Genomic DNA, 25,103 nt, shown 5'->3' with positions numbered 1-25,103 from the left:
GCCGGGAGGCGGCAGGGTGGGGGCCGCGACGGCCGGGGGTGTTGGGGCCCCCGGCCGTCCGCGCGAAAGGGGGGCCGTCGCTACCGCAAGGATCCTGCAAGAGGCTGCAAGAACGCCGAAACTTGCTGGAAATTTGCAGTGGCATGACCATATGGTCGGCCTGGACGGCCGTCAAGGGAGCCCGCGACCGCTTCCGGGGCCCCGAAAACGGCCGCGCCGGCCCGCCGCTGACAGTTCGTCAACGGCGGACCGGCGCGGGCCGGGCGGGAGGCCGGAGGCGGGTGCCTCAGCCCAGCTGCTGCTCGATCAGGCCACAGGCGCGGGCGGTGCCGCCCTCGCCCTTCGCCAGGGCGCTCAACTCCCGCAGGCGGGCGGCCACCGCCTCGTCCGCGACCAGCTCGGTGAGCGCCGACCACAGCGCCTCGGGCGTGGCGTCGGCGGTCTCCAGGCGGCGGGCCACGCCGAGCTCGACCAGCCGGTCGGCGTTCATGGGCTGGTCGGCGGCCTGCGGCACCGCGATCATCGGCACGCCCGCCAGCAGCCCTTCGGCGCAGCCGCCCATTCCGGCGTGGGTGACGAAGGCGTCGGCCTGCTCCAGGATCGCCCGCTGCGGCACCCACGGGTGCACCTCGACGTTGGCCGGGACCTCCCCCAGCTCGGCCGGGTCGACGAACTTGCCGATCTGCAGCACCACGTGCCAGCCGGGGCGGTCGCCGAAGGCGGCCAGGCAGTTCCGGTAGAACGCGGGCTGCCGGGTGAACGCCGAGCCGAGCGACACCAGCAGCACCTTCTCGGCCCCGGCCGGGCGCTGCCAGGCGCCCCGCTCCGCCCGCAGGTCGAAGCACGGCCCGACGAAGTCGACCGCCTTGCGGTCCACCCGCTCGGCGTTCGGCTGCATCGCCTCGGTGATCATCGCGACGACGCGCGCCGGCTGCCCGACGAACGCGTCCACCTCCACCGTGGTGGCGCCGCTGCCGGCCAGCCACTCGGAGAAGAGATCGAAGTAGGCGTCCGCACCCGGCAGTTGCCGTATCTGCCCGCCCACCTCCTCCTGGTAGCCGTCCCAGGCGACCATGGCCGGCGAGAGCTGGACGACCGGCCGACCCTGCGCCTCGGCGAGCGCCCGGGCGGCGTACGCGCCGATGTCGTACAGGTAGAGGTCGGCCGGGTCGGCGTCGTACTGCGCGTGCAGCCGGGGCAGCATCGCGATCGCGTCCTCCAGGAAGACCCGCATCTGGCCGATCGGGTCGGCCGGCCAGTCGTGGTCGGCGACCGGCAGCGTGGACGGGTACGGGACGAACTCGGCGCCGGTGGGGGCGATCAGCTCGGCCGCCGACGGGTCGTTGAAGTACGTCACCCGGTGGCCGCGGGCGACGAGTTCGCGGATCACTTCGAGGCTCGGGCGGACGTGGCTGACGGCCGGGATGCCGATCATGGCGATATGGGCACGACGGGTCATGGTGGAGCACCTGCTTCCGGTCTACGGGGGTGGGAAAGGAACACCGCACCGCCGACGCGCGTCGAAGGGCGTCGGGGCGTGCGGGACGCGAGGCTCGGGGCGCTGCCCCGGCCGCGTCAGCCGTAGATCTGGTGGAAGAAGGACATGGCGGGACACTAACCCGCCGGGCCGGTCGCACGCATCCGATTAAAAATGCTCCCTTGACCGGCATTTGACAGTTCATCAGGTCGAAGGACGAGGGCATGCCGGTGCCCGGCGGCCGCCGAAGCGACTGCCGGGCACCGATCCATGAGGGTGTGTCAGCTGGTCTGGATCGCGGTGTCGTCGACGACGAAGGAGGTCTGCAGCGAGACGTCCTCGACGGCGTTGAACTTCACCGTGACGGTCTGGCCGGCGTAGGCCGACAGGTCGATGGTCTTCTGCGCGTAGCCGGTGTTCTTGTCGAGGTTGGAGTACGTGGCGACCGAGGTGCCGTTGACGGTGACGGTCATCTTGTCGTACGCCGTGGAGGTGGTGGTCTCAGCGGTGTCGATGTGCAGCCAGAAGCTCAGCGACGCCTTGCAGCCGGCCGGGATGGCGACGGTCTGCGAGATGGAGTCGGTGTGGCTGGAGCCATAGCCGTCCATCCACGCCTTCCACGAACCGCCGTGCGCGGCCTGCGAGGCGGAGTTGTCGACCACGCCGCTGGTGGTGGTCCACGGGGCGGCGGTGCCGGTCTCGAAGCCCGGGTTGCCGAGCAGCTGGGCCGGGGTGCAGCTGCCGCCGCCACCACCGGTGACGGTCCAGGTGAAGGACACCGAGCCGGTCTTGTTGGCCGCGTCCTTCGCGGTGACGGTCACGTTGTACGTGCCGGCCGCGGTGGCGGTGCCGGTGATCTTGCCGGTGGCGGCGTCGATCGACAGGCCGGTGGGCAGGCCGGTGGCCGAGTAGCTGAGCGGCGCGGTGCCGCCGGTGGCGTTGATCTGCAGGCTGACCGCGGCGTTCAGCGCGGTCGACTGGTTGCCGGGGCTGGTCACGGTCGGGCCGCCGGTGCTGGGCACCGAGCCGACGTTGACGGCCGCCCAGGCGGTCGCGGTGGCGTTGTACTCGGGCGAGTTGGCGCCGTACAGGTCGGTCGCGGCGGAGAGCATGCCGACCCGCGCGTTCGCGTAGTTGGTGGTGGAGGTCCAGTACGTGGTCAGCGCCCGGAACCAGATGGCGGCGGCCTTGTCGTGGCCGATGCCGGTGACCGGGATGTTGTTGAAGGTCGGCGAGTTGTAGCTCACGCCGTTGATGACCTTGGCGCCGCTGCCCTCGGACAGCAGGTAGAAGGCGTGGTTGCCGACGCCGGACGAGTAGTGGACGTCCTTGTTGCCGACCGTGGAGGACCAGTTGTCGGCCGAGGACCCGTCCTTGGACGGCTGGTCCATGTAGCGCAGCGGCGTGCCGTTGCCGTTGATGTCGATCAGCTCGCCGACCAGGTAGTCGGGGTTGTCCTTGGCGATGTTGGCGTACCACTCGACCATGTTGCCGAACACGTCCGAGGTGGACTCGTTCAGGCCGCCGGACTCGCCCGAGTAGATCAGGCCCGCCGTGTTGGAGGTGACGCCGTGCGTCATCTCGTGGCCCGCGACGTCGAGTTCGGTCAGCGGGTGGGTGTTGGAGGTGCCGTCGCCGTAGGTCATGCAGAAGCAGCTGTCGTCCCAGAACGCGTTGACGTAGTTGCTGCCGTAGTGGACCCGGCTGTAGGCGCCGACACCGTCGTTGCGGATGCCGTTGCGGCCGTAGGTGTTCTTGTAGTAGTCCCAGGTCATCGAGACGCCGAAGTGGGCGTCGACGGCCGCGGACTCCTTGTTGGTGGCGGTGCCGTCGCCCCAGGTGTCGGTGGCCTTGGTGAACAGGGTCCCGTTGCCGCTGGTGCCGTTGTTCAGGTTGGTGGTGTACATGTTGCCGCGGGTCGGGTCCTTCATCTGGTACGTCGACCCGGACAGCGAGGTGCCGATGGTGACGTTGCCGACGAAGACGCCGGTGCCGGTGCCGGTCTCGACACCTTCCCACTTCTGGATGACGTCGCCGCTGGTGGCGTCGGTGACCACGTGCAGCTTGCTCGGGGTGCCGTCCTTCTGGGTGCCGCCGACGACGGTCTCCCAGGCCAGGCGCGGGCTGTTGTCCGCGGCCCAGACCACCAGGCGGGGCGCGGTCTGCACGGCGGAGCCGGACTCGGCGGCCAGCGCGGTGGCCTGGCCCTTGGCGGCAGCCAGCTTCGGGGTGGTGGACAGGCCGTTCAGCGACGCCGAGGAGGCCCGGTCGACGCCCTTGGTGGAGCCGTTCGCGGCCTGGTGGACGACCATGTCGCCACCGAGGACGGGGAGTCCGTTGTACGTGCGCTCGTAGCGGAAGTGCTGGGTGCCGTCCGCGTCCTTGAACGCGTCCTTGGCCACCAGCTTCTCGGCGGAGCCCAGGCCCAGGTTCTGCGCGAACTGGGCGGAGCGGGCGCCGGCGTCCGAGATCAGCTGGGCGTGCCCGGCGGCCGCCTGCTGGTCGGCGACCTGGGCCGCGGCGGACGGGCCGGCGGGGGCGGCCTGGGCCACCGCCACCGGAATCGCGGTCACCAGCAGGGCGGTGGTGGCCGCCAGGGCGGCCATGCTCACGCGGGCATGCGTGTAGCGAGACATGCAGACTCCTTTACCGACCGTCGCGGGGTCACGAGCGGTGGAGAGAATCTGGCCGCGGTTGCGGCGCAGCGGGGGCCCCAGCCGCTTGTCGCGGCGCGGGGTGCGGTGCATGTGCGCGGTGCGGTGCTGCGGGCTGCCGGTGGCCTGGGGAGGGCTCCACCGGCAGGAAGTGGGGCTACCTGTCTTCGCAGCGAGGGGAATCGTGGCAGCAAACACCCCGCGAATGACAGATGCATGCCACGGATTGACTCATTTATGACCGCCCTACAAGACGCCCAAGGGCCCTCCATGGTCCGGCATTTGGGATGGCGTCACGGTAAACCTGACGTTCGGTCGGGCCGACCGATGCTTTTCGGCCAACTCGCAAGGGGTCCCACCCGAAGGTGAGACCCCTGTTACCGACGGGGAACCATTACTTCTGGACGAACACCGCCACCGTCCGGCCCGGCACCGTGAAGGTCCCCGAGGCCGGGTCGAAGGCTGCCTGCCGGACCACCGGGTCGGCGCCCGCGGCCTGCACCCGGTGCAGCGCCTGCACGGTGCCGCTCAGGCCCGCCACGGTCTGGCTCTGCGCGGTCGGGGTGGCGTTGAAGACCACCGTGAGGCCCTTCTCCGCACCCGGCAGCCCGGTGCCGTCCAGGTGCATGGTGATCACGCCCGGGTTCTCCCCCGCGGTGCCGGACAGCGGGAAGGACAGCCGGCGCTGCACCTCAGCTGCGCTGGACAGGGCGAACAGCGGCGAGGACTGACGGATCCTCAGGAACTGCTGGTAGAGGGCGGTGCTCGCGCCCGTCTCGTTGCAGCCCATCCGCAGCTTCGGGTCGGCCAGCAACTGCTTGTCGCGGGCCCACATCTCCTGGTTGTCGGCTGCCATCGGCAGGCCGCGGCCCCAGCCGTTGCCCAGCCTGCAGTCCCAGTTGACGGAGTTGAACCAGTCGCCGGAGTCGTAGGAGTTGGCGTCCAGCGACTTCGAGCGCAGCAGGTCGCTGCCGGCCTGGGCGAACCCCGGGCCCTGGGCGAGCGCGGTCAGCGACAGGCCGAGAGCCTGCATCCGGGCCCGGTCGGCGGGCGAGGTGCCCTGCGGCAGCTTGAACGCCAGCGCGTCGTACAGGTCGGCGTTGTCGTGCGCGTCCAGGTACTCCACCGCCTCGCCGGGCTGCGCGGCGTAGCCGGTCGGGGCGCCGTTGTAGTCGACTCCCTTGCCGGTGACGGCCTTTCCGGCGGAATCGGTGAACGCGTAGCCGGCCAGGTTGCCGGTCAGACCGACCTTGATCTGGTCCATCTGGTGCAGCAGCCGGGCCTTCTGGTCCGCCGGAGCGCCGTTGTCCGGCGAGCCGTTCGGGTCGGTGTACAGGCCGGAGGCGAAGCCCTGCTGCGGGGCCGAGGACAGCATGAAGTTGCCGCCGCGCCCGGCGTCCCGGATCCGGTCGTTGAAGGTCGCGATGCCGGTGCCGGCCATGTTGGCCTGGGTGGCCTGGACGAACCGCGCGTCGTTGGCGACGGTCCCGAAGTTCCAGCCCTCGCCGTACAGGAAGATGTTCTTCCCGTCGACGCCGTCCTTCTGCGGGGTCAGTCCGGCGAGCGCCGACCGCACGTCCAGCATGGTGGACTTCGGGTCCAGGCCCATCAGGTCGAACCGGAAGCCGTCCACCCGGTACTGCCTGGCCCAGGTGACCACCGAGTCGACGACCAGCTTGTTCATCATGGCGTGCTCGGGCGCGGTGTCGGCGCAGCACGAGTCGGTGGTGACCTTGCCGCTGTCGCTCAGGCGCTGGTAGTAGCCGGGGACGACCTTGTCCAGCACCGAATGCTCGTCCTGCCCGGCCGCCGCGGTGTGGTTGTACACCACGTCCAGCACCACCCGCAGGCCCGCGTCGTGCATCGCCTGCACCATCTCGCGGAACTGCACGGTGCGCGCCGTCCCGGTCGGGTCGGTGGCGTACGAGCCCTCGGGGACGGTGTAGTGCAGCGGGTCGTAGCCCCAGTTGTAGGCGTCGTCGGCCTTCACCGCCGCCACGCACTCCTGCTGCTTCTCCGACGCCGCGGGCAGCGCGGCCAGGTCGCAGGCGGGGAGCTTCTGGTCGGCCCGGTTCTCCCGGATGGTGGCGATGTCGAAGGTCGGCAGCAGGTGAACGGTCGTCACCCCGGCCGCGGCGAGCTCCTTCAGGTGCTGCATGCCCGCGGACTTGGACTGCGTGAACGCCAGGTAGGTGCCGCGCTCGTCGGCCGGCACGGTGGTGTCGGCGGCCGAGAAGTCCCGCACGTGCAGTTCCTGGATCTGCTGCTCGACGGCCGGGATCGCCGCCGGGCTGCGGTGCTGGTCCCAGCCCTTGGGCTTGGTCGCGGCGGCCGACAGGTCGGCGACCAGGCTGCGCCTGGAGTCGGCGGCCAGCGCCGTCGAGTACGGGTCGGTGACGGTGTTGGTGACCACCTTCTGCACGCTCGGCGCCCACACCTTGACCTGGTACAGGTAGTACTTGCCGTCCAGTTCCTTGGCGTCCTTGGTCAACGACCACACGCCCGACGCCTCGTCACGCTTCAACGGCACGGTCTTCGGGGTGCCGCCGCTCGCCCGGTCGAACAGCTGCACCGCCACCTCGGTCGCGGTCGGCGCCCACAGCGACAGCGTCACCTTGCGGTTGCGGCCGTTGCCCTGGCCTGGCCCCGTGTACACCGGGCCGAGCTGCGCCTCGGCAGCCTTCCCCGCGTACAGGTCGTCCAGCACGCCGGGGATCTGCACGCCGGTGGCGGCCAGCGCCGCGCCGTTCGGCAGGTGCTCGGCGAAGACCAGCTGGCTGCGCAGCGCATCGGTGATCCGGCCGGCGTCGCGCGCGTCGACGGTGAAGGCCCGGTAGCCCGCCAGGTGCGGGAACTTCGCCTTCTGGGCGTCCGTCAGGCCGGTGGCCGGGGTGAGCCGGATCCAGTGGCCGGGCCGGGACAGCACGCCCTGCTCGACGCTCAGTCCGCCGGCCGGGTCGTAGATCAGCTGGGCGCTGGTGCCGCCCTTCAGCTGCGGGTCCGCCGCGCCGTAGTCGGCGGGCACCACCACGGTCCTCGCGTCGATCCACTGGGCCTTCGCGGAGCCCAGGTCGAGCTGCGAGGAGGCGCCGGCGGCCTGCGGCAGCAGGTGGCCCTCCTGGCCTCCGATGATCCACACCTCGCGGCCGGAGACGGCGAAGTCCAGCGACTGGTCCTGCGGCAGGTCCTTGTCGTTGCCGTTGTGGATGATGTAGCTCAGGCTGGTCGCGCCCGGCGCCAGCGGCACCTCGAACACCGCGCCGAACGCGTCCTTGCGGGCCGGCATCAGCGGGTTGCCCCAGTCGGTCGGGGTGGCCGCGCCCGTCCAGTCGTGCAGGCCCCAGCCGTCGTAGTCGCCGTCGGCACGCCGGTAGTGGATGACCGCTTTGCCCTCCGGCACCGGCTGTGCGCCGTCCGGGTTCGCGGTGCGGACGGCCGGGTCGCCCTGCTTGATCCACACCTCGCCGGTGGTGGAGATGTCGATGTGCCGGTCCTGCTCGACGTCCTTGACGCCGTTCTTCTCCACCACGAACCCGACGTCGGACGCCCCGCCCTTCAGCTTCACGTACGCGAACGCGCCGTACGCGTCCCGCCCGACGAAGCCGTGCCCGTCCGGCCAGGTGGTGCCCTCGCCGTCGGCGATGTCGCCCCAGGTGTACAGGTTCCAGCCGTCGTAGTCGCCGTCCTGCCGCTGGTAGTGCACCACCGCGTACGGCCGGGACACCGCGCTGGGCGCGGGCGTCGGCGGCTGCTGCCCGGTGGTGAACTGCCCGCTCGCGGAGGCCAGTCGGCCCGCCGAGTCCTGCACCACGGCCTTGAACCGCACCACCGTGCCCGGCGCGACCCCGTCCAGGTTCTGCGTGACGCGGTACACCCCGTTGTCGGCCGTGCCCAGCGTCTGCCACGGCCCGTTGCCGACCTGCGCGGCGAACGTCACCCGGTCGAAGCCGCCGCCCGGCACGGTCGCGCCGAGGGCCACCGTGCCGTACGAGCCTCCCCCGGACTCCGTCTGGGAGGTGCCCCCATGCGGCGCGTTCACCGTGATCGACGGGCCGGCCGACGGCTTGGCCAACTTGTGCTTCGCCTTCAGCACCAGCGAGGACATCGCCGGGACGGTGACCGTCACCTTGCGGTCCGCCCCGCTGGTTGCCTTCCCCTGAAACCCGTACAGGCCGTCGAAGTCCATGCCCGCCGAGAAGGTGTCCAGCGTGACGGTCTTCGCCTCGGCCGCGTTGTTCACCGCCACCAGGTACTCCACCTGGTCCTTGGCGTCGATCCGGGAGAACGCGTACACGCCCGGCCCGTCCGCCGCGTACCGCTCCACCTGCGCGCCGTCCGCCAGCGCCGGGTTGTCCTTGCGCAGCTTCGCCAGCCCGGCGATGCCCTGGTACAGGGCACCGTCCTTGCCGTACCGGTCCTTCGAACCGGACGCGCCGCCGATCACCGGGTCGCTGTTGTACGACGGGGTCTTCGAGGCGAACATGTCCTGCCGGGCGTCCTTGTCGCCGCCCGCGCCGGTGAAGCCCTGCTCGTCGCCGTAGTACACCACCGGCTGGCCGCGGGTCAGGAACTGCAGCTCGTTGGCCAGCCGGTCCTTGGCCAGCAGCGCCTGGTCCGACGCCCCCGGGTTGTCGCTCCGCAGGAACGACCCGAACCGGCCCATGTCGTGGTTGCCGAGGAAGGTCGGCAGCTCGTACGCGTCGGTGTCGGCCGTGGTGTAGCGGTAGTCCTGCGCGTACAGCTCGCTCAGCGCCTTCGCCGAACCGTTCTGCGACACGTACTTCCGCGCCGCCTCCTGGAACGCGAAGTCCAGCGTCGCCTGCAGCTTGCCCTTGGTGACGTACGGGGAGGTCACCGCCGGGTCGCCCGAGTACACCTCGCCGAACATGAAGAACTTCTTGTTGCCCTGCCGGGCCGCGAACTGCTTCAGCGCCGGCGCCCACTGCTCCCAGAACGCCAGGTTCACGTGCTTGACGGTGTCGATCCGGAACCCGTCCACCCCGGTGTCGGCCACCCACTGCTGGTAGATCTTCGCCATCCCCGCGACGACCTTCGGGTTCTGCGTGTCCAGGTCGTCCAGGCCGGAGAAGTCGCCCTCGGTCGCGGACTCGCCGACGAAGGTCGAGTTGCCCCGGTTGTGGTAGAGCGCCGGGTCGTTCAGCCAGGACGGGGTCTTCGCGGTCGCGTCCGCCGGGCTCCGGAACACCGGGGTATAGGGGAAGGAGTCCTTCGAGACGCTCGGCCACTGGGCCCGCGCGTCGGCGACCGCCGTCTCGTCCACCGGGTTGCCGTCCGCGTCCAGCGTCGGATAGGCGCCGGTGGAGCGGTAGTCGTAGCCGCCCTCCGCGAAGTCGATCACGTCCGCGGTGTGGTTGGTGATGACGTCGAAGAAGACCTTGATGCCGCGCCGGTGCGCCTTGTCGATCAGCTCCTTGAGCTGCGCGTTGGTGCCGAAGTGCGGGTCGACCTGGGTGAAGTCGGTGATCCAGTAGCCGTGGTAGCCGGCCGACGTGTCCGCCCCCGTGCCCTGCACCGGCTTGTTCTTGAAGATCGGGGCCATCCAGATCGCGGTGGTGCCGAGGTCCTGGATGTAGTCCAGCCGGTCGATCAGGCCCTGCAGGTCACCACCGTGGTAGAAGCCCTTGTCCGCCGGGTCGAAGCCGTTGTCCAGCCGGCCCCCGGTGATCCCGCCGGCGTCGTTTCCGGTGCTGCCGTTGGCGAACCGGTCCGGCAGCACGAAGTAGAACTGCTCCCGGGTCAGGTCGTGCCGGGCCGCGGTCGCCGCCAGCGAGGCGTCCGAGGGCGCGGCCGGCGGAGCGGACGGCGCGGCCGACGCGAGCGGCACGGCGCCCAGTGTGGCGGCGATCAGCGAGGCCGCCACCAGGACGGAGGCCCGTCCGGGACGGCGGTACGGGGTGGTGCGGCGCGGGGAACGGGCTTGGGCGTCGGCCACGGCAGGGCTCTCCCTCTGAGGCGCTCGGGCAGGGTGGGTGGCGTGGAACCTAGCGCTCTGCAAGATGTTTCAGCAAGATGCGAAAGCTCTTCCGGGCGCGAGTCATACCGAGTCGTGACCTGAGCCCCTACGGGCGCTTTCCGCTCCCCCGCGGCGTCCGGGCACGAACGAGACCCCGGTTCGACCCCCGGTAACCCGCGCGACACAATGGACCGCATGCGCCTCGAGAACCGATCGACCCCTACCCCCGTAGGGGGACAGTCGGTGAAGAATCCCCGACCAGAGGATGAGCAAGCGGCCACACCTCGTCTGGCAGACTTCTCGTCCATGGGGGAACCGACCGAGATCCACGCAGCCGGCGCCGACCGCGCCGAGAGCACGCGCGGCGGTTCCGACCCGGGCACGGACCACACCGCCCGCAAGCCCGGCGGAGCCACCCGCGTCGCCCAGCCACCCGCCACCGGCCTCCGCGGCCGCCTGCGCGAACAGCGACGCACCCCGCGCCGCCCGCACCTGTTCTTCGAACTCGCCCTGATCGGCATCAGCTACTGGCTGTACTCGCTGGTCCGCAACGCCGTTCCCGAACAGGCCGCGATAGCGCACAAGCACGCCGACTGGGTCTGGAACCTCGAACACACCCTCGGCATCGCCGTCGAGCGCTCGATCAACCACGCCGTGAACTCGGTCACCTGGCTGATCGTCGGAATGAACTACTACTACGCCACCCTGCACTTCATCGTCACCATCGGCGTGCTGGTCTGGCTCTACCGCTCCCACCCCGGCCGCTACGCCGCTGCCCGCTCGGTGCTCTTCGTCACCACCGGCATCGCGCTCCTCGGCTTCTACCTCTTCCCGCTCGCCCCGCCCCGCCTGATGGGCGCCGGCTTCGTCGACACCGTCACCGTCCACCAGACCTGGGGCTCCATGGCCTCCGGCGCGGGCGCACACGTCTCCAACCAGTTCGCGGCCATGCCCTCCATGCACATCGGCTGGTCCATGTGGTGCGGCCTGACCATCTTCTTCCTGGCCCGCCGCACCTGGGTCCGCGTCCTCGGCCTCGCCTACCCCCTGGTCACCCTCAGCGTGATCATCTCCACCGCGAACCACTTCTGGCTGGACGCGGTCGGCGGCGAGATCTGCCTCTTCATCGGCTTCGTCGCGGCCCGCCTGATCTACCACAACTGGGTCTACCGCCTCCCCCGCGACCCGGACGACGCCTCGGACCGAGCTCTGACGGTTCCGGTCTCCTGGGACGCGAAGGTCTCCGCGTAGGGAACATCCAGGGAGCGCACAACCAGGGCGCGTGGGGGTACCTCCCAGCCCTGGTCGTGCTCCTCGCCGGTCCTACTCCGCGCCGTAGAACAGTCGCTCCACCGCGTGCCGCGCCCGTCGCGTCACGCGACGGTAGTCGTCCAGCAGCTCCCCGGAGTGCCCGACCCCGTACCCCAGGTACCGGGCCACGCCCGCCAGCTCCCTCGCGTCGCCCGGGAAGCTGTCCCCCGCCCGGCCGCGGACCAGCATGACCGCGGCCCGCACCCGGGAGGCCAGGACCCACGCGGCGTCCAGGACCTCCGCGTCCTCCCGTTCCACCAGGCCGGCCGCCGTCGCCGCGGCCAGCGCCGCCCGGGTGCGGGTGGTGCGCAGGCCCGGGATCTCGTGCCCGTGCTGCAGCTGCAGCAGTTGCACCGTCCATTCGACGTCCGCCAGCCCGCCGCGGCCGATCTTCGTGTGGGTGGTGGGGTCGGCGCCGCGGGGCAGTCGTTCCGCCTCGATGCGGGCCTTGATCCGGCGGATCTCCGTCAGGTCGCGTTCGGGGACGCCCGCCCCCGGGTAGCGGAGCGGGTCGATCAGGTCCCGGAACCGCGCCCCGAGGTCGAGGTCCCCGGCCATCGGTTCGGCCCGCAGCAGTGCCTGGCTCTCCCAGGCGTGCGACCAGCGGGCGTAGTACCCGGCGTACGAGGCGAGGGTGCGCACCAGCGGACCGTTGCGGCCCTCCGGGCGGAGGTCCGCGTCGACCTCCAGCGGCGGTTCGACGGAGGGTGCGGCGAGCAGGGTGCGCATCTCGCCGATCACGGCCTTCGCCGCGCCCGCCGCGTCCTCCTCCAGGACGCCGAGTCGCGGCTCGTGGACGAAGAGCACGTCCGCGTCGGAGCCGTAGCCGAGTTCGTGGCCGCCGAACCGTCCCATGCCGATGACCGCGATCCGGGTGGGCAGTTCGCCGTTCCGGTCCTCCCAGCCGTTGACGGCCGCGCGCAGCGCGCCCTGCAGGGTGGCGGCGGTGATCGAGGTGAGGGCTTCGCCGGTGGCGTCCAGTGCCGTCGCGGGGTCGTCGTCGAGCCGTCCGAGCAGGTCGGCGGCGGCGGTGCGGAACAGTTCGCGGCGCCGCACCGACCGGGCCGCGGCCACCCCGGCCGCCGGGCCGGCGGCGCGGCCGACCGCGGCGAGGATCTCCGATTCGAGCGCGGCCCGGCTGCGCGGCGCCAGCCCGGTGGAGTCGCCGAGCATGGCGACCGCCTCGGGTGCGCGCAGCAGCAGGTCGGGGGCCAGCCGGCCGGCGGACAGCACCCGGGCCAGCTGTTCGGCGGCCGCGCCCTCGTCGCGCAGCAGCCGCAGGTACCAGGGGGTGGCGCCGAGCGCGTCGGAGACCTGCCGGAAGTTGAGCAGGCCGGCGTCCGGGTCGGCGGAGTCGGCGAACCAGCCGAGCAGCACCGGCAGCAGGGTGCGCTGGATGGCGGCCTTGCGGCTGACCCCGGAGGCGAGCGCGGAGATGTGCCGGAGCGCGGCGGCCGGGTCGGCGTAGCCGAGCGCGGCGAGGCGCTGCCGGGCGGCCTCGGCGGTGAGCCCGGCCGCGCCGGAGCGGGTGACCCGGAGTTCGGCGACCGGCAGTTCGGCGACGGCGTCGAGCAGCGGGCGGTAGAACAGCCGCTCGTGCAGTCGGCGCACCTCCACGGAGTGCCGCTTCCACTCGCGTTGCAGCGCGGTGACCGGGTCGTCCCTGGTGTCCCCGTTGATCAGCGGGGCCATGCTGCGGGCCAGTCGGCGCAGGTCGTCGGGGTCGGTGGGCATCAGGTGGGTGCGGCGCAGCCGGTGCAGCTGGATGCGGTGTTCGAGGGTGCGCAGGAAGCGGTACGCGCCGTCCAGCGAGGCGGCGTCGGCGCGGCCCACGTAGCCCCCGGAGGAGAGGGCGGAAAGCGCTTCCAGGGTGTTGCCGCTGCGCAGGCTCTCGTCGCTCCGGCCGTGCACGAGCTGCAGCAGCTGGACGGCGAACTCGACGTCCCGCAGGCCGCCCGGGCCGAGTTTCAGCTGCCGTTCCAGCTCTCCGGCCGGGATCGCGTCGACCACCCGCCGGCGCATCTGCTGGACGTCGGCGACGAAGTGCTCGCGGGCGGCGGCCTCCCACACCAGCGGGGCGACGGCCTCGCCGTAGGCCCGGCCGAGCTCGGCGTCCCCGGCGATCGGGCGGGCCTTCAACAGGGCCTGGAACTCCCAGGTCTTGGCCCACCGCCGGTAGTAGGCGAGGTGGCTGGCCAGGGTGCGCACCAGTGGGCCGTTGCGGCCCTCGGGGCGCAGGTTGGCGTCCACCGGCCAGATCACGCCCTCGCCGGTGGTGTCCGAGCAGAGCCGCATCAGGTGCGCGGCGAGCCGGGTCGCGGCCTGCATCGCCCGCTGCTCGTCCACGCCGTCGCGCGGCTCAGCGACGAAGATCACGTCCACGTCGGAGACGTAGTTCAGCTCCCGGCCGCCGCACTTGCCCATGCCGATCACCGCCAGCCGGCAGGCGGCCGCGGCCTCCGGGTCCTCGGCGGCGGCGAGGTCCAGCGCGGTCTGCAGGGTGGCGCCCGCCAGGTCGGCCAGTTCGGCGGCGGTCTGCGGCAGGTCGGTGGTGCCGGACAGGTCGCGGGCAGCGATCGTCAGCAGGCAGCGCCGGTACGCGACGCGCAGCGCGTCGGCCTCGCTCCCGCCGGGCCGGACGCGGCGGGCGAGCTCGCCGAGGAAGTCGCCGGCCCCGGGGTGGATGTCGCGCAGCTCGAAGCTGACCAGGGCGTGCCAGTCCCGCGGGTGGCGGGCCAGGTGGTCGCCGAGCGCGGAGGACGCGCCGAGCACGCCGAGCAGCCGGTCCCGCAGCGGCTTGGAGGCGGTGAGGGTGTCGCGCAGGGTGTGCCGCTCGTGCGGATCGAGCGCCTCCAGCAGCCGGGCCAGGCCGAACAGCGCCTGGTCGGGGTCGGCGGCCGCACCGAGCGCGTCCAGCAGCACCGGGTCGGCGGCGAGCCCGTGCAGCGCCGGTTCGTCGAGCAGCCGCACCGCCTGGTCGGGATCGGAGAACCCGCGCCGCACCAGTCGGGTCTCCAGCCGGCTCACCCGGCTCCCGGACCGTTCCTCCACCGCTCCGCCTCCCGTTCGTCCCCGTTCGTCTCCCGCGTCCGAAGCGTACGTTCCCACCGGGCCCGGGCACCGCCCATGACGCACCGTCCGGCGCGCTCGTTGGCCCGGAGGCGACACCACTCCCGTCCCTCACCGGCCTGCGCACCGCCGCCCCTGCTCTGGCTGGTTCCACGATCACCGACCCGTCCCTGCGCACGCCTTCACGCCACCTGCAGGAGTCCTCGTATCACGCTCTGAGTCATGAAGCCCGCCCGCGCCGGAACCACCGAGAACCTCTCCGTGTCCATGCCCGCAGACCTCATCGCGGAGCTCCGCACACGCGCTGGACGCCGCGGCGTGTCCAACTACGTCACCAAGGCGGTCCGACACCGACTCGCCATGGACGGCCTCGCAGAAATCGTCGCCGCGCACGAGGCCGACCACGGCGCACTGACGGCACAGGAGATCGAAGAAGCCCGTCGCGAGCTGTTCGGGGAGGGCACCGGACGGGACGCCGTATGAAGGATCAGCTCACCCAATCGATCCGGCACGACTGCACCCCGGATCCTGCCTCGGCTACGAGTAGAACCGGTCACCCCGGAGGACTCCCTGACCGCAGCGGCCCTGCTTCGGGACGCAGGCGGACTGCACGGGCACAAGTACGCCATCGACGCGCTCGTCGCCTCACTCGCACTCCGGGTTCCGGGCCCGGTGCTGACTTCCGACCGCGACGACTGGTCGATGCTCTGCGGGAACCGTGTGGTCATCAGGGGCGTGTGACGGCCACGAACCGGTCGGTTCGCACATCGTTGGCACCATCCACCGCCACGCGCTGTTCCCCGACGGCTCCGCTCCGACCGCCCATCAGCTCAGCCCTGCTCGGACCTCCGGAGGCAGGGCGTCCAGCAGCCGCCGTTGAAGGGCGGCCACCGGCTCGGCAGCCGAGGGGATCACCCGGACCAACGTGGCGAGTTCGATGTGCAGTGTGGCGATCTGCCCGGCCGACGGGGCGGCCTGCAGCAACGACTCCAGCACGCGAGCGGCTTCGGCCGGATCCGGTGCGACGGTGTGGGCGAGCACCAGGTTGCTCAGGTCGTCGATGCCGTGACCCGAGCCCAGGAGTTCGACGGCACGCGCGAGGCAGGCGTCCCGCTCGGGCCGGCCGAGGGCGTGCAGGACCACGGCCTTCTCCAAGTGGAACCAGCCCGTGCCCGGATCCTCTTCGAGCGCCCGGTCGAGATCGGCCAACGCCTCCGGATAGCGATCCAGCAGACGGTGCGTAAGCCCCCGCGCCGCAACGGTCCAGACCGGGGAATCGAGCTCGACGGCCTGGTCGTAGTCGGCCAACGCCTCCTGGTGCCGACCCAGGAGCCGCCGCACGAGAGCCCGATGCACATGATGGGGCATTGAGCCCGGATCGAGTTGCACCGCACGATCGCATGCCGCCAAGGACTCCGTGAGTCTCCCCATGGCCCGGTGCACCAAGGCACGCATACCGGCCACCCCGGCGTCCTCGGGGGAGAGCGCGGCCGCCTGGTCGAAGTCCGCCAGTGCCTCCTCGTACCTGCCCATCACCCGGTAGGCATTCGCCCGCTGCATGATGGCCCAGCTGCCCCCGAGGTCGAGCTCCACGGCCCGGTCGAAATCCGCCAGGGCTTCCGTGTGCTGCTCCATCGCCAGGTGCTGGCCGCCGCGCCGGACGAGGTTCTCCAGGTTGTCGGGTTCGAGGGCGAGCGCCCGGTCGAAGTCGTTCAGCGCCTCCTGGCGATCTCCCATCGCCTGGTGAGTGGCACCCCGGGCAGCGAAAGCCTCTGCCTCGTCAGGCATGAGCCGGACGGCGTGGTCGAGGTCGGCCAGCGCCTCCTCGTGACGTCCCAGTTCCCCGTACAGCTGCGCACGTACCAGCATCGCCCAATGGGAGCCAGGGTCGAGTTCAACTGCCCGGCCGTAGTCGGCCAGTGCCTCCTCGAACCGGCCGAGTTCGCGGAGGGTGTCACCCCGCGTGATCAGAGCCGGGACGTACCCGGGGTCGAGCTCGATGGCCCGGGCGAGGTCGGCCAGCGCCTCCTCGTGGCGCCCCAACTCCCGGCAGGTGTCGGCACGAACGGCAAGGGCCCAGACGGAATCGGGGTCGAGCTCGGTGATCCGGTCGAGGTCGGCCAGCGCCTCCTCGAACCGCCCCAACTGCCGGTGGATCTCGCCTCGAACGGTGTAGGACCAAACGTGTTCGGAGTCGACCTCGATCGCACTGTCGAGAGTGGCGAGCGCCTCCTCGAACCTCTCCAGCTCCCATTGGATCTGCCCCCAGCCAGTGAGGGCCCAGAGGTCCTCAGGATTGAGCTCGACGGCCCGGGCGAGGTCGGCGAACGCTTCTTCGGTTCGCCCCAGCTCATGGTGGGTCTCGCCTCGATGCGCGATGGCCCAGCTGTGCTGAGGGTCGAGCTCGATGGCCCGGTCGAAGTCGGTCAGCGCCTCCTGCTGACGGCCCGACAACCGCAGGGCCTCCCCACGGGTGGCGAACGCCGCCGAGAAGTCCGGGTCCAACTCGACGGCACGGCCGAGATCGATCAACGCCTCCTCGTACCGCTGCACGGCGATCAGGGCGCGCCCGCGGCTGTGCAGGGCCTCCGGCCGGTCCGGATCCAGGGCGACTGCCTGGTCGAAGTCCGCCAGCGCCAGGTCGTGCCGCCCCTCCCCGTGGTGCCCGATGCCACGCAGGCGATACGCCACGGCTCGGCCCGGGCGGTCGAGGGCCGTACCGGACAGCAGCAGTGTCATCACGGCGATCCCTGGCTCCGGCTCGCCCATCGCTGCCACCAGCCGATCGCCCCATTCCCGGAGCCCCCTCGCGTCCGTGTCCTGACCGGCGCGGACGAGCATCTGGACCCACCGGCGGAGCGTCGTGGTGCTGTCGCTCCAGGCGTCGAGCAACTCCCGCAGCGCGAGCGGCAGCGCCCGGTCCGGGTCCGCGCACAGCCGGTGGTACGTCTCCTGGAGGCGGTACCCGCACCACCGCTCGTCCCGCCAACGCTCACTCAGCCCCAAATCGTCACAGGCGAGTTGGGTCCGCCACTCGGCGAACGTCGCCGCCAGCCGAGCGTGCTGCTGCCGCCACCGCGCCGGCGACTGCTGACGCTGCAGGCGCAGCATCGCCGTCCGCACCACCTCGTGGTAGTGGCACCGTCCGGCCCGGTCGATCACGAACGGCATCGACCGCAGCCACCCGAACAGCTCCCGGGCGTCCTCGTCCGCCACGGCGGCCCGGTAGACGTCCTCGTCCAGCTCCTGCGGCAGCGCGCACGCCAGCGCGGCCGCCCGCCGTTCGGGCCGGGTCTCCCACTTGAGGAAGCGCTCGACGGCGGTGCCGCTCGGGTCGCCGACCTCCGCCGGCGCCGTGGGGTGCGACTCGGCGAGGGTGGAGACCAGCAGCGGCAGGCGTCCGGACAGACGCAGCACCACCTCGATGACGTGCTCGTCCGTCACGCCCTTCGCCGCGAGCAGCTGGCGCGCCTCGGTCTCGGTGAACACGTCGAGCGGCAGATCCGCGACCAGGTCCAGCCAGTCGCCCCAGCACTGCGTGTCCAGCCGCCCCTGCCCGGCGAGCACCACCAGGACGTTCGCGGGCAGTTCGCCGTACCGGTCGCTGACCAGGACGTCCCGCAGCCAGGTGTCGAGCATCGGCCCGGTGCGTTCGTAGGTGTCGAAGAACAGCACCACCCAGCTGCGGCGCTGCGCGATCTCCGCCAGTTCCTGGAGGAACACCGGCGCCAGCGCCCGGACGGGCGACAGCACCAGCTGGACGTCCTCGTGGCTGCGGAACCTCGCGCTGAGCATGCCCTTCAACTGCTCCGCCCCGGCGGCGACTTGATTCGCGTCCAGCGCCCCGGCGAACGCCCCGACCCCGGGGATCAGCCCCAGCCCGACCAGGCCGACCCGCGACGCGATCACACTGCCCGGCGACGGCGCGGGGCTGCCCTCCACCACACCGGCATCCGCCTCGTGCCGCCGCTGCTGGTACGTGTTCAGCAGCCGCTCCAGCGCCTTCATCGGGGCGCCCTGCTGCGCGAACTGCCCGGCGAGAGACTTCATCGCCTCGACCGGGTCGGTCACCGACTCGTCCACGTAGCCGGTGACGGCCTGCACCTCCCGCGCCGCCGTCTCCATCTGCCGCACCAGCGTGGACTTCCCGACGCCACCGGGCCCGTGCACATGGAACAGGAACTGCGTCGCGTCCTCCGGCGCCTGCCGCAACACCTCGGTGAACGTGGCCAGTTCACTGCGCCGGCCGACGAAGCCGGTGCGCCGCCGACGCCGGATCAGCTCCTGCCGCGAAGGCGCCCGCCCGCCGCTGCTCACTGGGCCAGCACGCCTGTCGGCGCGGCGTCGCGCTGCTGGGCCTCGGGCGGCTGTTCCAGCTGGAGTTCCTTCTTGCGCTGCTCCTCCTTCAGCCGCTCCACCTCCTCGGCGAAGCAGGCCGCGGCATCCTCCGGCGGCAGGCGCTTGTAGCGGCGGATCCCGAGGTTCAGCGACTGGATCTCCATGTCGAGCGCATCGGCGGTCTGCTGGAGGTTCATGCTCCGCTCGCGGAACTTGAAGTAGGTGATGACGCCGGCCGAAATGCTCACCGTCGCGCTCAGCGCCACCGCGATCCAGCGCCAGCCGTCGTCCTCGGCCGAGGCCGTGGTGAAGACCGACGTCAGAATCGACCCCACCAGGACCGAGACCTGGAAGAAGTTGTGCCGGTTCCGGTATTTCGCGGCGCCCTGCCGGTAGCTGTCCCGGATCTCGACGACCGACTCGCGGTATTCGTGGAACGAACTGGCCACGGCCTGGTTCTGCTTCGCCAGGATCGACCTGCGCTCGGATTCCAGCTTCTTCAGTTTCGTCCGGGCGGCGAGCAGGCTCCCCCGCAGGTCGAACCACATCGTGGGCGCCATGAAGAGCGAGAAGGCGAGGGGAGCCCCGAGCAGGAAGTTCAGCCCGATCCGGCCCTGTCCGGGGCGCGAATAGTCGACGAAGACGTTGACGGCGACGATTCCGAGCACCAGCACCGGAATTCCGCCGAACCCCCACAGCATCGACAGCCGCTTCCGGAACATCAGTTGGTCGATTTCCGCCTCGGCGTCGATCACCTCGTGTTCCACAACCAGCAACTCGCGCGGCCCGGCCATGATCACCCCCCGGCGCGGCAGCCTAGCAAGCCGGACCCCGGCCCGGCAGGCCTTCGCCGCCGAACCGGGGTCCCGTACGCGCTACAGCACCTGGAGGATCTTCTTCAGCTCGAACGGAGTGACCTCCGAGCGGTACTCCTCCCACTCCTGCCGCTTGTTGCGGAGGAAGAAGTCGAAGACGTGCTCGCCCAGCGTCTCGGCGACGAGTTCGCTGCGCTGCATGAGATCGATGGCTTCGCCGAGGTTCTGCGGCATGGGCTGGATGCCGAGGGCGCGGCGTTCGGCGTCGGTCAGGGCCCAGACGTCGTCGTCGGCGCCGGGCGGGAGTTCCAGGTTGTCCTCGATGCCCTTGAGGCCGGCGGCGAGGGTGACGGCGTAGGCGAGGTAGGGGTTGCAGCCGGTGTCGAGGGAGCGGACCTCGATCCGGGTGGAGCCCTGCTTGCCGGGCTTGTACATGGGGACCCGGATGAGGGCGGAGCGGTTGTTGTGGCCCCAGCAGATGTAGGAGGGGGCCTCGCCGCCGGCGCCGGCGGTGCGCTGGGAGCCGCCCCAGATGCGCTTGTAGGAGTTGACCCACTGGTTGGTGACGGCGGCGGTCTCGGCGGCGTACTTGAGCAGGCCGGCGATGAAGGAGCGGCCGACCTTGGAGAGCTGGTACTCGGCGCCGGACTCGTGGAACGCGTTGCGGTCGCCCTCGAACAGGGAGACGTGGGTGTGCATGCCGGAGCCGGGGAAGTTGGAGAACGGCTTGGGCATGAAGCTGGCGTGGGCGCCCTGTTCGAGCGCGACCTCCTTCATGACCAGCCGGAAGGTCATGATGTTGTCGGCGGTGGAGAGCGCGTCGGCGTAGCGCAGGTCGATCTCCTGCTGGCCGGGGGCGCCCTCGTGGTGGCTGAACTCGACCGAGATGCCCATGGATTCGAGCATGGTGATGGCCTGGCGGCGGAAGTCGTGGCCGATGCCGCGCGGGGTGTGGTCGAAGTAGCCGGACTGGTCGGCGGGGGTGGGCGGGGTGCCGTCGCCGGGGAGGTCCTTGAGCAGGAAGAACTCGATCTCGGGGTGGGTGTAGAAGGTGAACCCCTGCTCGGAGGCCTTCTCCAGGGTGCGCTTGAGGACGTAGCGCGGGTCGGCGTAGGACGGCGAGCCGTCGGGCATCAGGATGTCGCAGAACATCCGGGCGGTGCCGGGGTTCTCGGAGCGCCACGGCAGTATCTGGAACGTGGTGGGGTCCGGCTTGGCGATCATGTCGGACTCGTACACCCGGGCGAAGCCCTCGATCGCGGAGCCGTCGAAGCCGATGCCCTCCTCGAAGGCCTGCTCCAGTTCCGCGGGGGCGACGGCCACCGACTTCAGGAAACCGAGGACATCGGTGAACCACAGCCGGACGAACCGGATGTCACGCTCTTCGAGTGTGCGAAGCACGAACTCCTGCTGCTTGCCCATGGGGACAGTCTCACCTCTGCTCTTTACGCCCGTGTTACGCCCTGCGCGTCCCACGCGTCGTGCGCGCCGTGTCGTGCGCGCCGCGCCGGACCCGCTGCACGCCGGATCCGCACCGCGCCCGAACGCGCCGTCCCCATCATGGCGGATCCCCGCCCGCTTGCCGACCGCGGCGGCCCCGGAGGCAACCAGGTCCGAGGGCCACCCCGAGCGACATAACGTCAGTTAGACGATTACACTCGTGGTCATGCCGAATCTGCGTCTCGCCCTGTGCCAGATCGACCCCTGGGTCGGTGACCTCGCCCGCAACAGCGAGGAGGTGCTGCGCTGGTCGAAGCGGGCCGCCGAGTCCGGCGCGGACCTGATCGCGTTCCCCGAGATGGTGCTGACCGGCTACCCGGTCGAGGACCTGGCGTTCCGCAACTCGTTCGTGGAGGGCTCGCGCGCCGCCCTGGTGGACCTGGCGGCCGAGCTGCAGGCCGAGGGCCTGGGCGAGGTCCCGGTGGTGGTCGGCTACCTGGGCCGCGGCGAGCCGGGCAGCCGGTTCGCGGGGAAGCCGCAGAACTGCGCGGCGGTGCTGCGCGGCGGCGAGGTGGTCACCCGGTTCGCCAAGCACTTCCTGCCGAACTACGGCGTGTTCGACGAGTACCGCTACTTCGTGCCGGGCGACCAGCTGACGGTCCTTCGGCTGCACGGCGTGGACATCGCGCTGGCGATCTGCGAGGACATCTGGCAGGAGGGCGGCCGGGTCGCCGCGACCGGCCAGGCCGGCGCCGGGCTGCTGCTGTCGATCAACGGCTCGCCGTACGAGCGCGACAAGGACGACGTCCGGCTGGAGCTGGTCAAGCGCCGCGCCGCCGAGGCCGGCTGCCCGCTGGTGTACCTGAACATGGTCGGCGCGCAGGACGAGCTGGTCTTCGACGGCGAGTCGCTGGTGGTCCGCGAGGACGGCGAACTGCTGGCCCGCGGACCGCAGTTCGAGGAGTCGCTGCTGGTCATGGACCTCGACCTGCCGGCCGCGACCGAGCCGGGCCTGCCGGACGGCACGGTGCTCGCCGACGGCCTGCGGCTGACCCGGGTCGACCTCGGCGGCGCGCCGAAGCCCGCCCCGGCCGAGCCCGTGCCGCCCCGGGTCGGCGAGCGCCTGGACGACGAGGCCGAGGTGTACGCGGCGCTGGTCGAGGGCACCCGGGCGTACGTCCGCAAGAACGGCTTCCGTTCGGTGCTGATCGGCCTGTCCGGCGGCATCGACTCGGCGCTGGTCGCGGCGATCTCGGTGGACGCGATCGGCGCGGAGAACGTGTACGGCGTCTCGATGCCCTCGCGCTACTCCTCGCAGCACTCCCGGGACGACGCCGCCGAGCTGGCCCGCCGCACCGGCCTGCACTTCCGCACCGTGCCGATCGCCCCGATGTTCGACGCCTACCTGGGCGCCACCGAGCTGACCGGCCTGGCCGAGGAGAACCTGCAGTCCCGGCTGCGCGGCACCCTGCTGATGGCGATCTCCAACCAGGAGGGTCAGATCGTCCTCGCCCCCGGCAACAAGAGCGAACTCGCGGTCGGCTACTCGACGCTGTACGGCGACTCGGTCGGCGCGTACGGCCCGATCAAGGACGTCTACAAGTCGCTGATCTTCCGGCTGGCCCGCTGGCGCAACGCGCAGGCCGAGGCGCGCGGCGAGGTGCCGCCGATCCCGGAGAACACCATCAGCAAGCCGCCGTCCGCGGAGCTGCGGCCCGACCAGGTGGACAGCGACTCGCTGCCGGACTACGACCTGCTGGACGCCGTCCTCGACCGGTACGTCGAGGGCGACCAGGGCCGGGACGCGATCGTCGCCGAGGGCTTCCCCGCCGAGGTGGTGGACCGGGTGGTGCGCCTGGTAGACACCGCCGAGTACAAGCGGCGGCAGTACCCGCCGGGCCCGAAGGTCTCGCCGAAGAACTTCGGCCGCGACCGCCGACTGCCGATCACCAACCGCTGGCGGCAGGGCTGACAACGCGGACGGCAGGGGTTAGGGTGAGCGCCGCGAGACGCGCCCGATCATGGACGGCGCGCCGGCCGGAGGAGGTGGGAGAGATCACCGTGCAGGTTGTCGAGGTGCTCCCCCGCCGTCGGGCCGCGGCCTGACCGCACGGGAGCCCGCAAGGCTCTTCGAAGAGGTCTTCGTGTCGTTCCCCCTTCCCTCTGCCGAACTTTCCCCCGCCCGCCTGGCCGACCGGCTGCGGGCGGCCGGCTGCGTCTTCGCCGAGGACGAGGCCCGGCTGCTGCTGTCCGCCGCCGACCACCCCGCCCGGCTCGCCGAGATGCTCGAACTGCGGTGCGCAGGGCACCCGTTGGAGCAGGTGGTGGGCTTCGCCGAGTTCGCCGGGCTGCGCATCGCACTGGCTCCGGGCGTGTTCGTGCCGCGCCGCCGCAGCGAGTTCCTGGTCGAGCGGGCCGCCGCGCTGGGCACGCCCGGCACGGTGGTGCTGGACCTGTGCTGCGGCTCCGGCGCGATCGGCGCGGCGCTGGCCGACCGGCTCGGCGAGGTCGAGCTGCACGCCGCCGACGTCGACCCGGCGGCCGCCGCCTGCGCCCGCCGCAACCTGGCCCCGTACGGCGGCACGGTGCACCTGGGCGACCTGGACGCCCCGCTGCCGCGGGCGCTGCGCGGCCGGGTCGGGCTGCTGGTGGCCAACGCCCCGTACGTGCCGACCGGCGAGATCCCGCTGCTGCCGCCGGAGGCCCGCGACCACGAGCCGCCGGTCGCCCTGGACGGCGGCGCCGACGGCCTGGCGGTGCAGCGCCGGGTGGCGGCCGCCGCACCGCGCTGGCTGGCGCCCGGCGGCCACCTGCTGATCGAGACCAGCGAACGGCAGGCCCCGGCGACGACCGCACTGATGGCCGATCAGGGCCTGACCGTCCGGGTCGAGCAGGACGAGGACCGGGACGCCACCGTGGTGATCGGCGGGTTCTGGGCCCAGCCCTAGTACCGGTAGCCGGCGACCACCGCGAGGTGGTCGCTGGCGTCCGCCGGCAGGGTGCGGGAGTCGGTGGGGACCAGCCCGCCCTTGCTGAGGATCTGGTCGATCCGGGCCATCGGGAAGGACGCCGGCCAGGAGAAGCCGAAGCCGTCGCCGGCCGCGCCCTGGGCGGAGCGCAGCTGCGAGGTGATCGGGGCCAGGCTGCGGTCGTTCACGGTGCCGTTGAGGTCGCCGAGCAGCAGCACCTTGCGCAGCGGTTCGTGCGCGACGGCATCCCCGAGCGCCTGCACGCTGACGTCCCGGCGGCCGGCGGTGAAGCCGCTGTCGAACTTGACCCGCACCGAGGGCAGGTGGGCGACGTACACGGCGAGCGGGCCCTTGGGGGTGGTGACCTCGGCGCGGAAGGCCCGGGTCCAGCCCATCTTGATGTCGACCACCTGGACGCCGTCGATCGGGTAGCTGGACCACAGGCCGACGGTGCCCTCGACCGCGTGGTACGGGTACGTCTTGGCCAGCCCGGCGGCGTACACGGGGACGGCGGATCCGGAGAGTTCCTGCAGGGCGACGATCTGCGCGCCGGAGCCGGTGAGCATCCGGATGGTGCCCTGCGGGTCGTCGTTGGCGGCGGCGACGTTGTGGCTGAGCACGGTGAAGTCGCCGGGGCTGCTGCTCTTGTCGACCAGCAGCGCGCCGAACAGGTTCAGCCACACCGCGGCGGGCAGCAGCGCGGCCAGCACGGCGACGCCGGAGCGCCGCCACAGAGCGAGCGCCAGCAGCACCGGCACGGTCAGGCCCAGCCAGGGCAGGAAGGTCTCCAGCAGGCTGCCCAGGTTGCCGACCGCGTTCGGCACCTGTGCGTGCGCCACCAGCAGCACCGTCACCAGCACGCCGAGCAGGGTGAGCGGCCAGCTGCGCCGCCAGTCGAACCAGCGGCGCAGCCGGCCGCGCCGGGTCTGCTCCTGCTCGTCCGCCGCTACCGCCGGGCCCTCCGCCCGCACCATGCCCGCTCCTCGCCGCCGTGTCCGTCGTGTCCGCCGACTCCCCGTCGACCCCGTCCGACCTGCTCCGATCCGATTCTCGGCT

At 71.6% G+C, this 25,103-nt stretch carries 12 protein-coding genes and 1 pseudogene; 5 read left to right on the top strand and 8 right to left on the bottom strand.

Annotated elements, in window-relative coordinates:
* Nucleotides 1-286 precede the first annotated feature (286 nt).
* From ACI1MP_RS26590 to pulA, 3 genes are all read right to left on the bottom strand, one after another.
* Entirely contained in the window at nucleotides 287-1,459 is a 1,173-nt protein-coding gene (locus ACI1MP_RS26590; protein ID WP_404869633.1) for a macrolide family glycosyltransferase, read from the bottom strand.
* A 299-nt stretch (nucleotides 1,460-1,758) separates the two neighbouring features.
* A complete protein-coding gene (locus ACI1MP_RS26585) occupies nucleotides 1,759-4,113 on the bottom strand; it encodes a M4 family metallopeptidase (RefSeq protein ID WP_100585884.1) in 2,355 nt (784 codons plus the stop codon).
* Between the two features lie 412 nt (nucleotides 4,114-4,525).
* Nucleotides 4,526-10,084: a pullulanase-type alpha-1,6-glucosidase gene (gene pulA / locus ACI1MP_RS26580; RefSeq protein ID WP_404869632.1), complete on the bottom strand. Its 5,559-nt coding sequence runs from the start codon at nucleotides 10,082-10,084 to the stop codon at nucleotides 4,526-4,528.
* Between the two features lie 327 nt (nucleotides 10,085-10,411).
* On the opposite strand from pulA, the gene ACI1MP_RS26575 reads away from it, so the two are divergent.
* On the top strand, nucleotides 10,412-11,356 hold the full coding sequence (locus tag ACI1MP_RS26575; protein ID WP_404869631.1) for a phosphatase PAP2 family protein: 945 nt from the start codon (nucleotides 10,412-10,414) through the stop codon (nucleotides 11,354-11,356).
* Between the two features lie 72 nt (nucleotides 11,357-11,428).
* Here the strand turns inward: ACI1MP_RS26575 and ACI1MP_RS26570 are convergent, their stop codons facing one another.
* Nucleotides 11,429-14,467 (bottom strand): bifunctional [glutamine synthetase] adenylyltransferase/[glutamine synthetase]-adenylyl-L-tyrosine phosphorylase, encoded by a 3,039-nt coding sequence (locus ACI1MP_RS26570; RefSeq protein ID WP_404869630.1) that lies wholly within the window; start codon nucleotides 14,465-14,467, stop codon nucleotides 11,429-11,431.
* 240 nt (nucleotides 14,468-14,707) lie between these two features.
* On the opposite strand from ACI1MP_RS26570, the gene ACI1MP_RS26565 reads away from it, so the two are divergent.
* Both ACI1MP_RS26565 and ACI1MP_RS26560 read left to right on the top strand, forming a co-directional pair.
* A complete protein-coding gene (locus tag ACI1MP_RS26565) occupies nucleotides 14,708-14,968 on the top strand; it encodes a hypothetical protein (RefSeq protein WP_380341189.1) in 261 nt (86 codons plus the stop codon).
* A 42-nt stretch (nucleotides 14,969-15,010) separates the two neighbouring features.
* Nucleotides 15,011-15,226: pseudogene (locus ACI1MP_RS26560) on the top strand (PIN domain-containing protein); the annotation flags it as partial.
* Nucleotides 15,227-15,310: 84 nt separating this feature from the next.
* Here the strand turns inward: ACI1MP_RS26560 and ACI1MP_RS26555 are convergent.
* The 3 genes from ACI1MP_RS26555 to glnA all read right to left on the bottom strand — a co-directional run bounded on the left by ACI1MP_RS26555 (nucleotide 15,311) and on the right by glnA (nucleotide 21,060).
* Complete coding sequence (locus ACI1MP_RS26555) at nucleotides 15,311-18,802, bottom strand: tetratricopeptide repeat protein (RefSeq protein WP_404869629.1); 3,492 nt, start codon at nucleotides 18,800-18,802, stop codon at nucleotides 15,311-15,313.
* Complete coding sequence (locus tag ACI1MP_RS26550; protein ID WP_380341183.1) at nucleotides 18,799-19,617, bottom strand: DUF4231 domain-containing protein; 819 nt, start codon at nucleotides 19,615-19,617, stop codon at nucleotides 18,799-18,801. The genes ACI1MP_RS26555 and ACI1MP_RS26550 overlap by 4 nt, the downstream gene beginning before the upstream one ends.
* A gap of 81 nt (nucleotides 19,618-19,698) precedes the next feature.
* Complete coding sequence (gene glnA / locus ACI1MP_RS26545; RefSeq protein ID WP_043913642.1) at nucleotides 19,699-21,060, bottom strand: type I glutamate--ammonia ligase; 1,362 nt, start codon at nucleotides 21,058-21,060, stop codon at nucleotides 19,699-19,701.
* A 244-nt stretch (nucleotides 21,061-21,304) separates the two neighbouring features.
* Between glnA and ACI1MP_RS26540 the strand changes: the two genes are divergently transcribed.
* Entirely contained in the window at nucleotides 21,305-23,050 is a 1,746-nt protein-coding gene (locus ACI1MP_RS26540; RefSeq protein WP_404869628.1) for an NAD+ synthase, read from the top strand.
* Nucleotides 23,051-23,222: 172 nt separating this feature from the next.
* Nucleotides 23,223-24,026 (top strand): putative protein N(5)-glutamine methyltransferase, encoded by an 804-nt coding sequence (locus ACI1MP_RS26535; RefSeq protein ID WP_380341177.1) that lies wholly within the window; start codon nucleotides 23,223-23,225, stop codon nucleotides 24,024-24,026.
* On the opposite strand, the gene ACI1MP_RS26530 is transcribed toward ACI1MP_RS26535, so the two are convergent.
* Nucleotides 24,023-25,021 carry an endonuclease/exonuclease/phosphatase family protein gene (locus ACI1MP_RS26530; RefSeq protein WP_404869627.1) on the bottom strand — a complete coding sequence of 333 codons (999 nt, stop codon included), beginning with the start codon at nucleotides 25,019-25,021 and terminating at the stop codon, nucleotides 24,023-24,025. The genes ACI1MP_RS26535 and ACI1MP_RS26530 overlap by 4 nt on opposite strands.
* Nucleotides 25,022-25,103: the final 82 nt, after the last annotated feature.

Origin of the sequence: Kitasatospora griseola, assembly GCF_044999035.1 — a bacterium.
GTDB lineage: Bacteria > Actinomycetota > Actinomycetes > Streptomycetales > Streptomycetaceae > Kitasatospora > Kitasatospora griseola.
Note: the sequence above shows the minus strand (reverse complement) of the source record. Positions and strands in the feature narration are given on the sequence as shown.

Excerpts from the sequence above, each read along its gene's own strand:
- ACI1MP_RS26540 (WP_404869628.1), top strand. The coding sequence starts at position 21,305 with ATGCCGAATCTGCGTCTCGCCCTGTGCCAGATCGACCCCTGGGTCGGT.
- glnA (WP_043913642.1), bottom strand. The coding sequence starts at position 21,060 with ATGGGCAAGCAGCAGGAGTTCGTGCTTCGCACACTCGAAGAGCGTGAC.
- ACI1MP_RS26565 (WP_380341189.1), top strand. The coding sequence starts at position 14,708 with ATGAAGCCCGCCCGCGCCGGAACCACCGAGAACCTCTCCGTGTCCATG.
- ACI1MP_RS26590 (WP_404869633.1), bottom strand. The coding sequence starts at position 1,459 with ATGACCCGTCGTGCCCATATCGCCATGATCGGCATCCCGGCCGTCAGC.
- ACI1MP_RS26530 (WP_404869627.1), bottom strand. The coding sequence starts at position 25,021 with ATGGTGCGGGCGGAGGGCCCGGCGGTAGCGGCGGACGAGCAGGAGCAG.
- ACI1MP_RS26550 (WP_380341183.1), bottom strand. The coding sequence starts at position 19,617 with ATGGCCGGGCCGCGCGAGTTGCTGGTTGTGGAACACGAGGTGATCGAC.
- ACI1MP_RS26585 (WP_100585884.1), bottom strand. The coding sequence starts at position 4,113 with ATGTCTCGCTACACGCATGCCCGCGTGAGCATGGCCGCCCTGGCGGCC.
- ACI1MP_RS26575 (WP_404869631.1), top strand. The coding sequence starts at position 10,412 with ATGGGGGAACCGACCGAGATCCACGCAGCCGGCGCCGACCGCGCCGAG.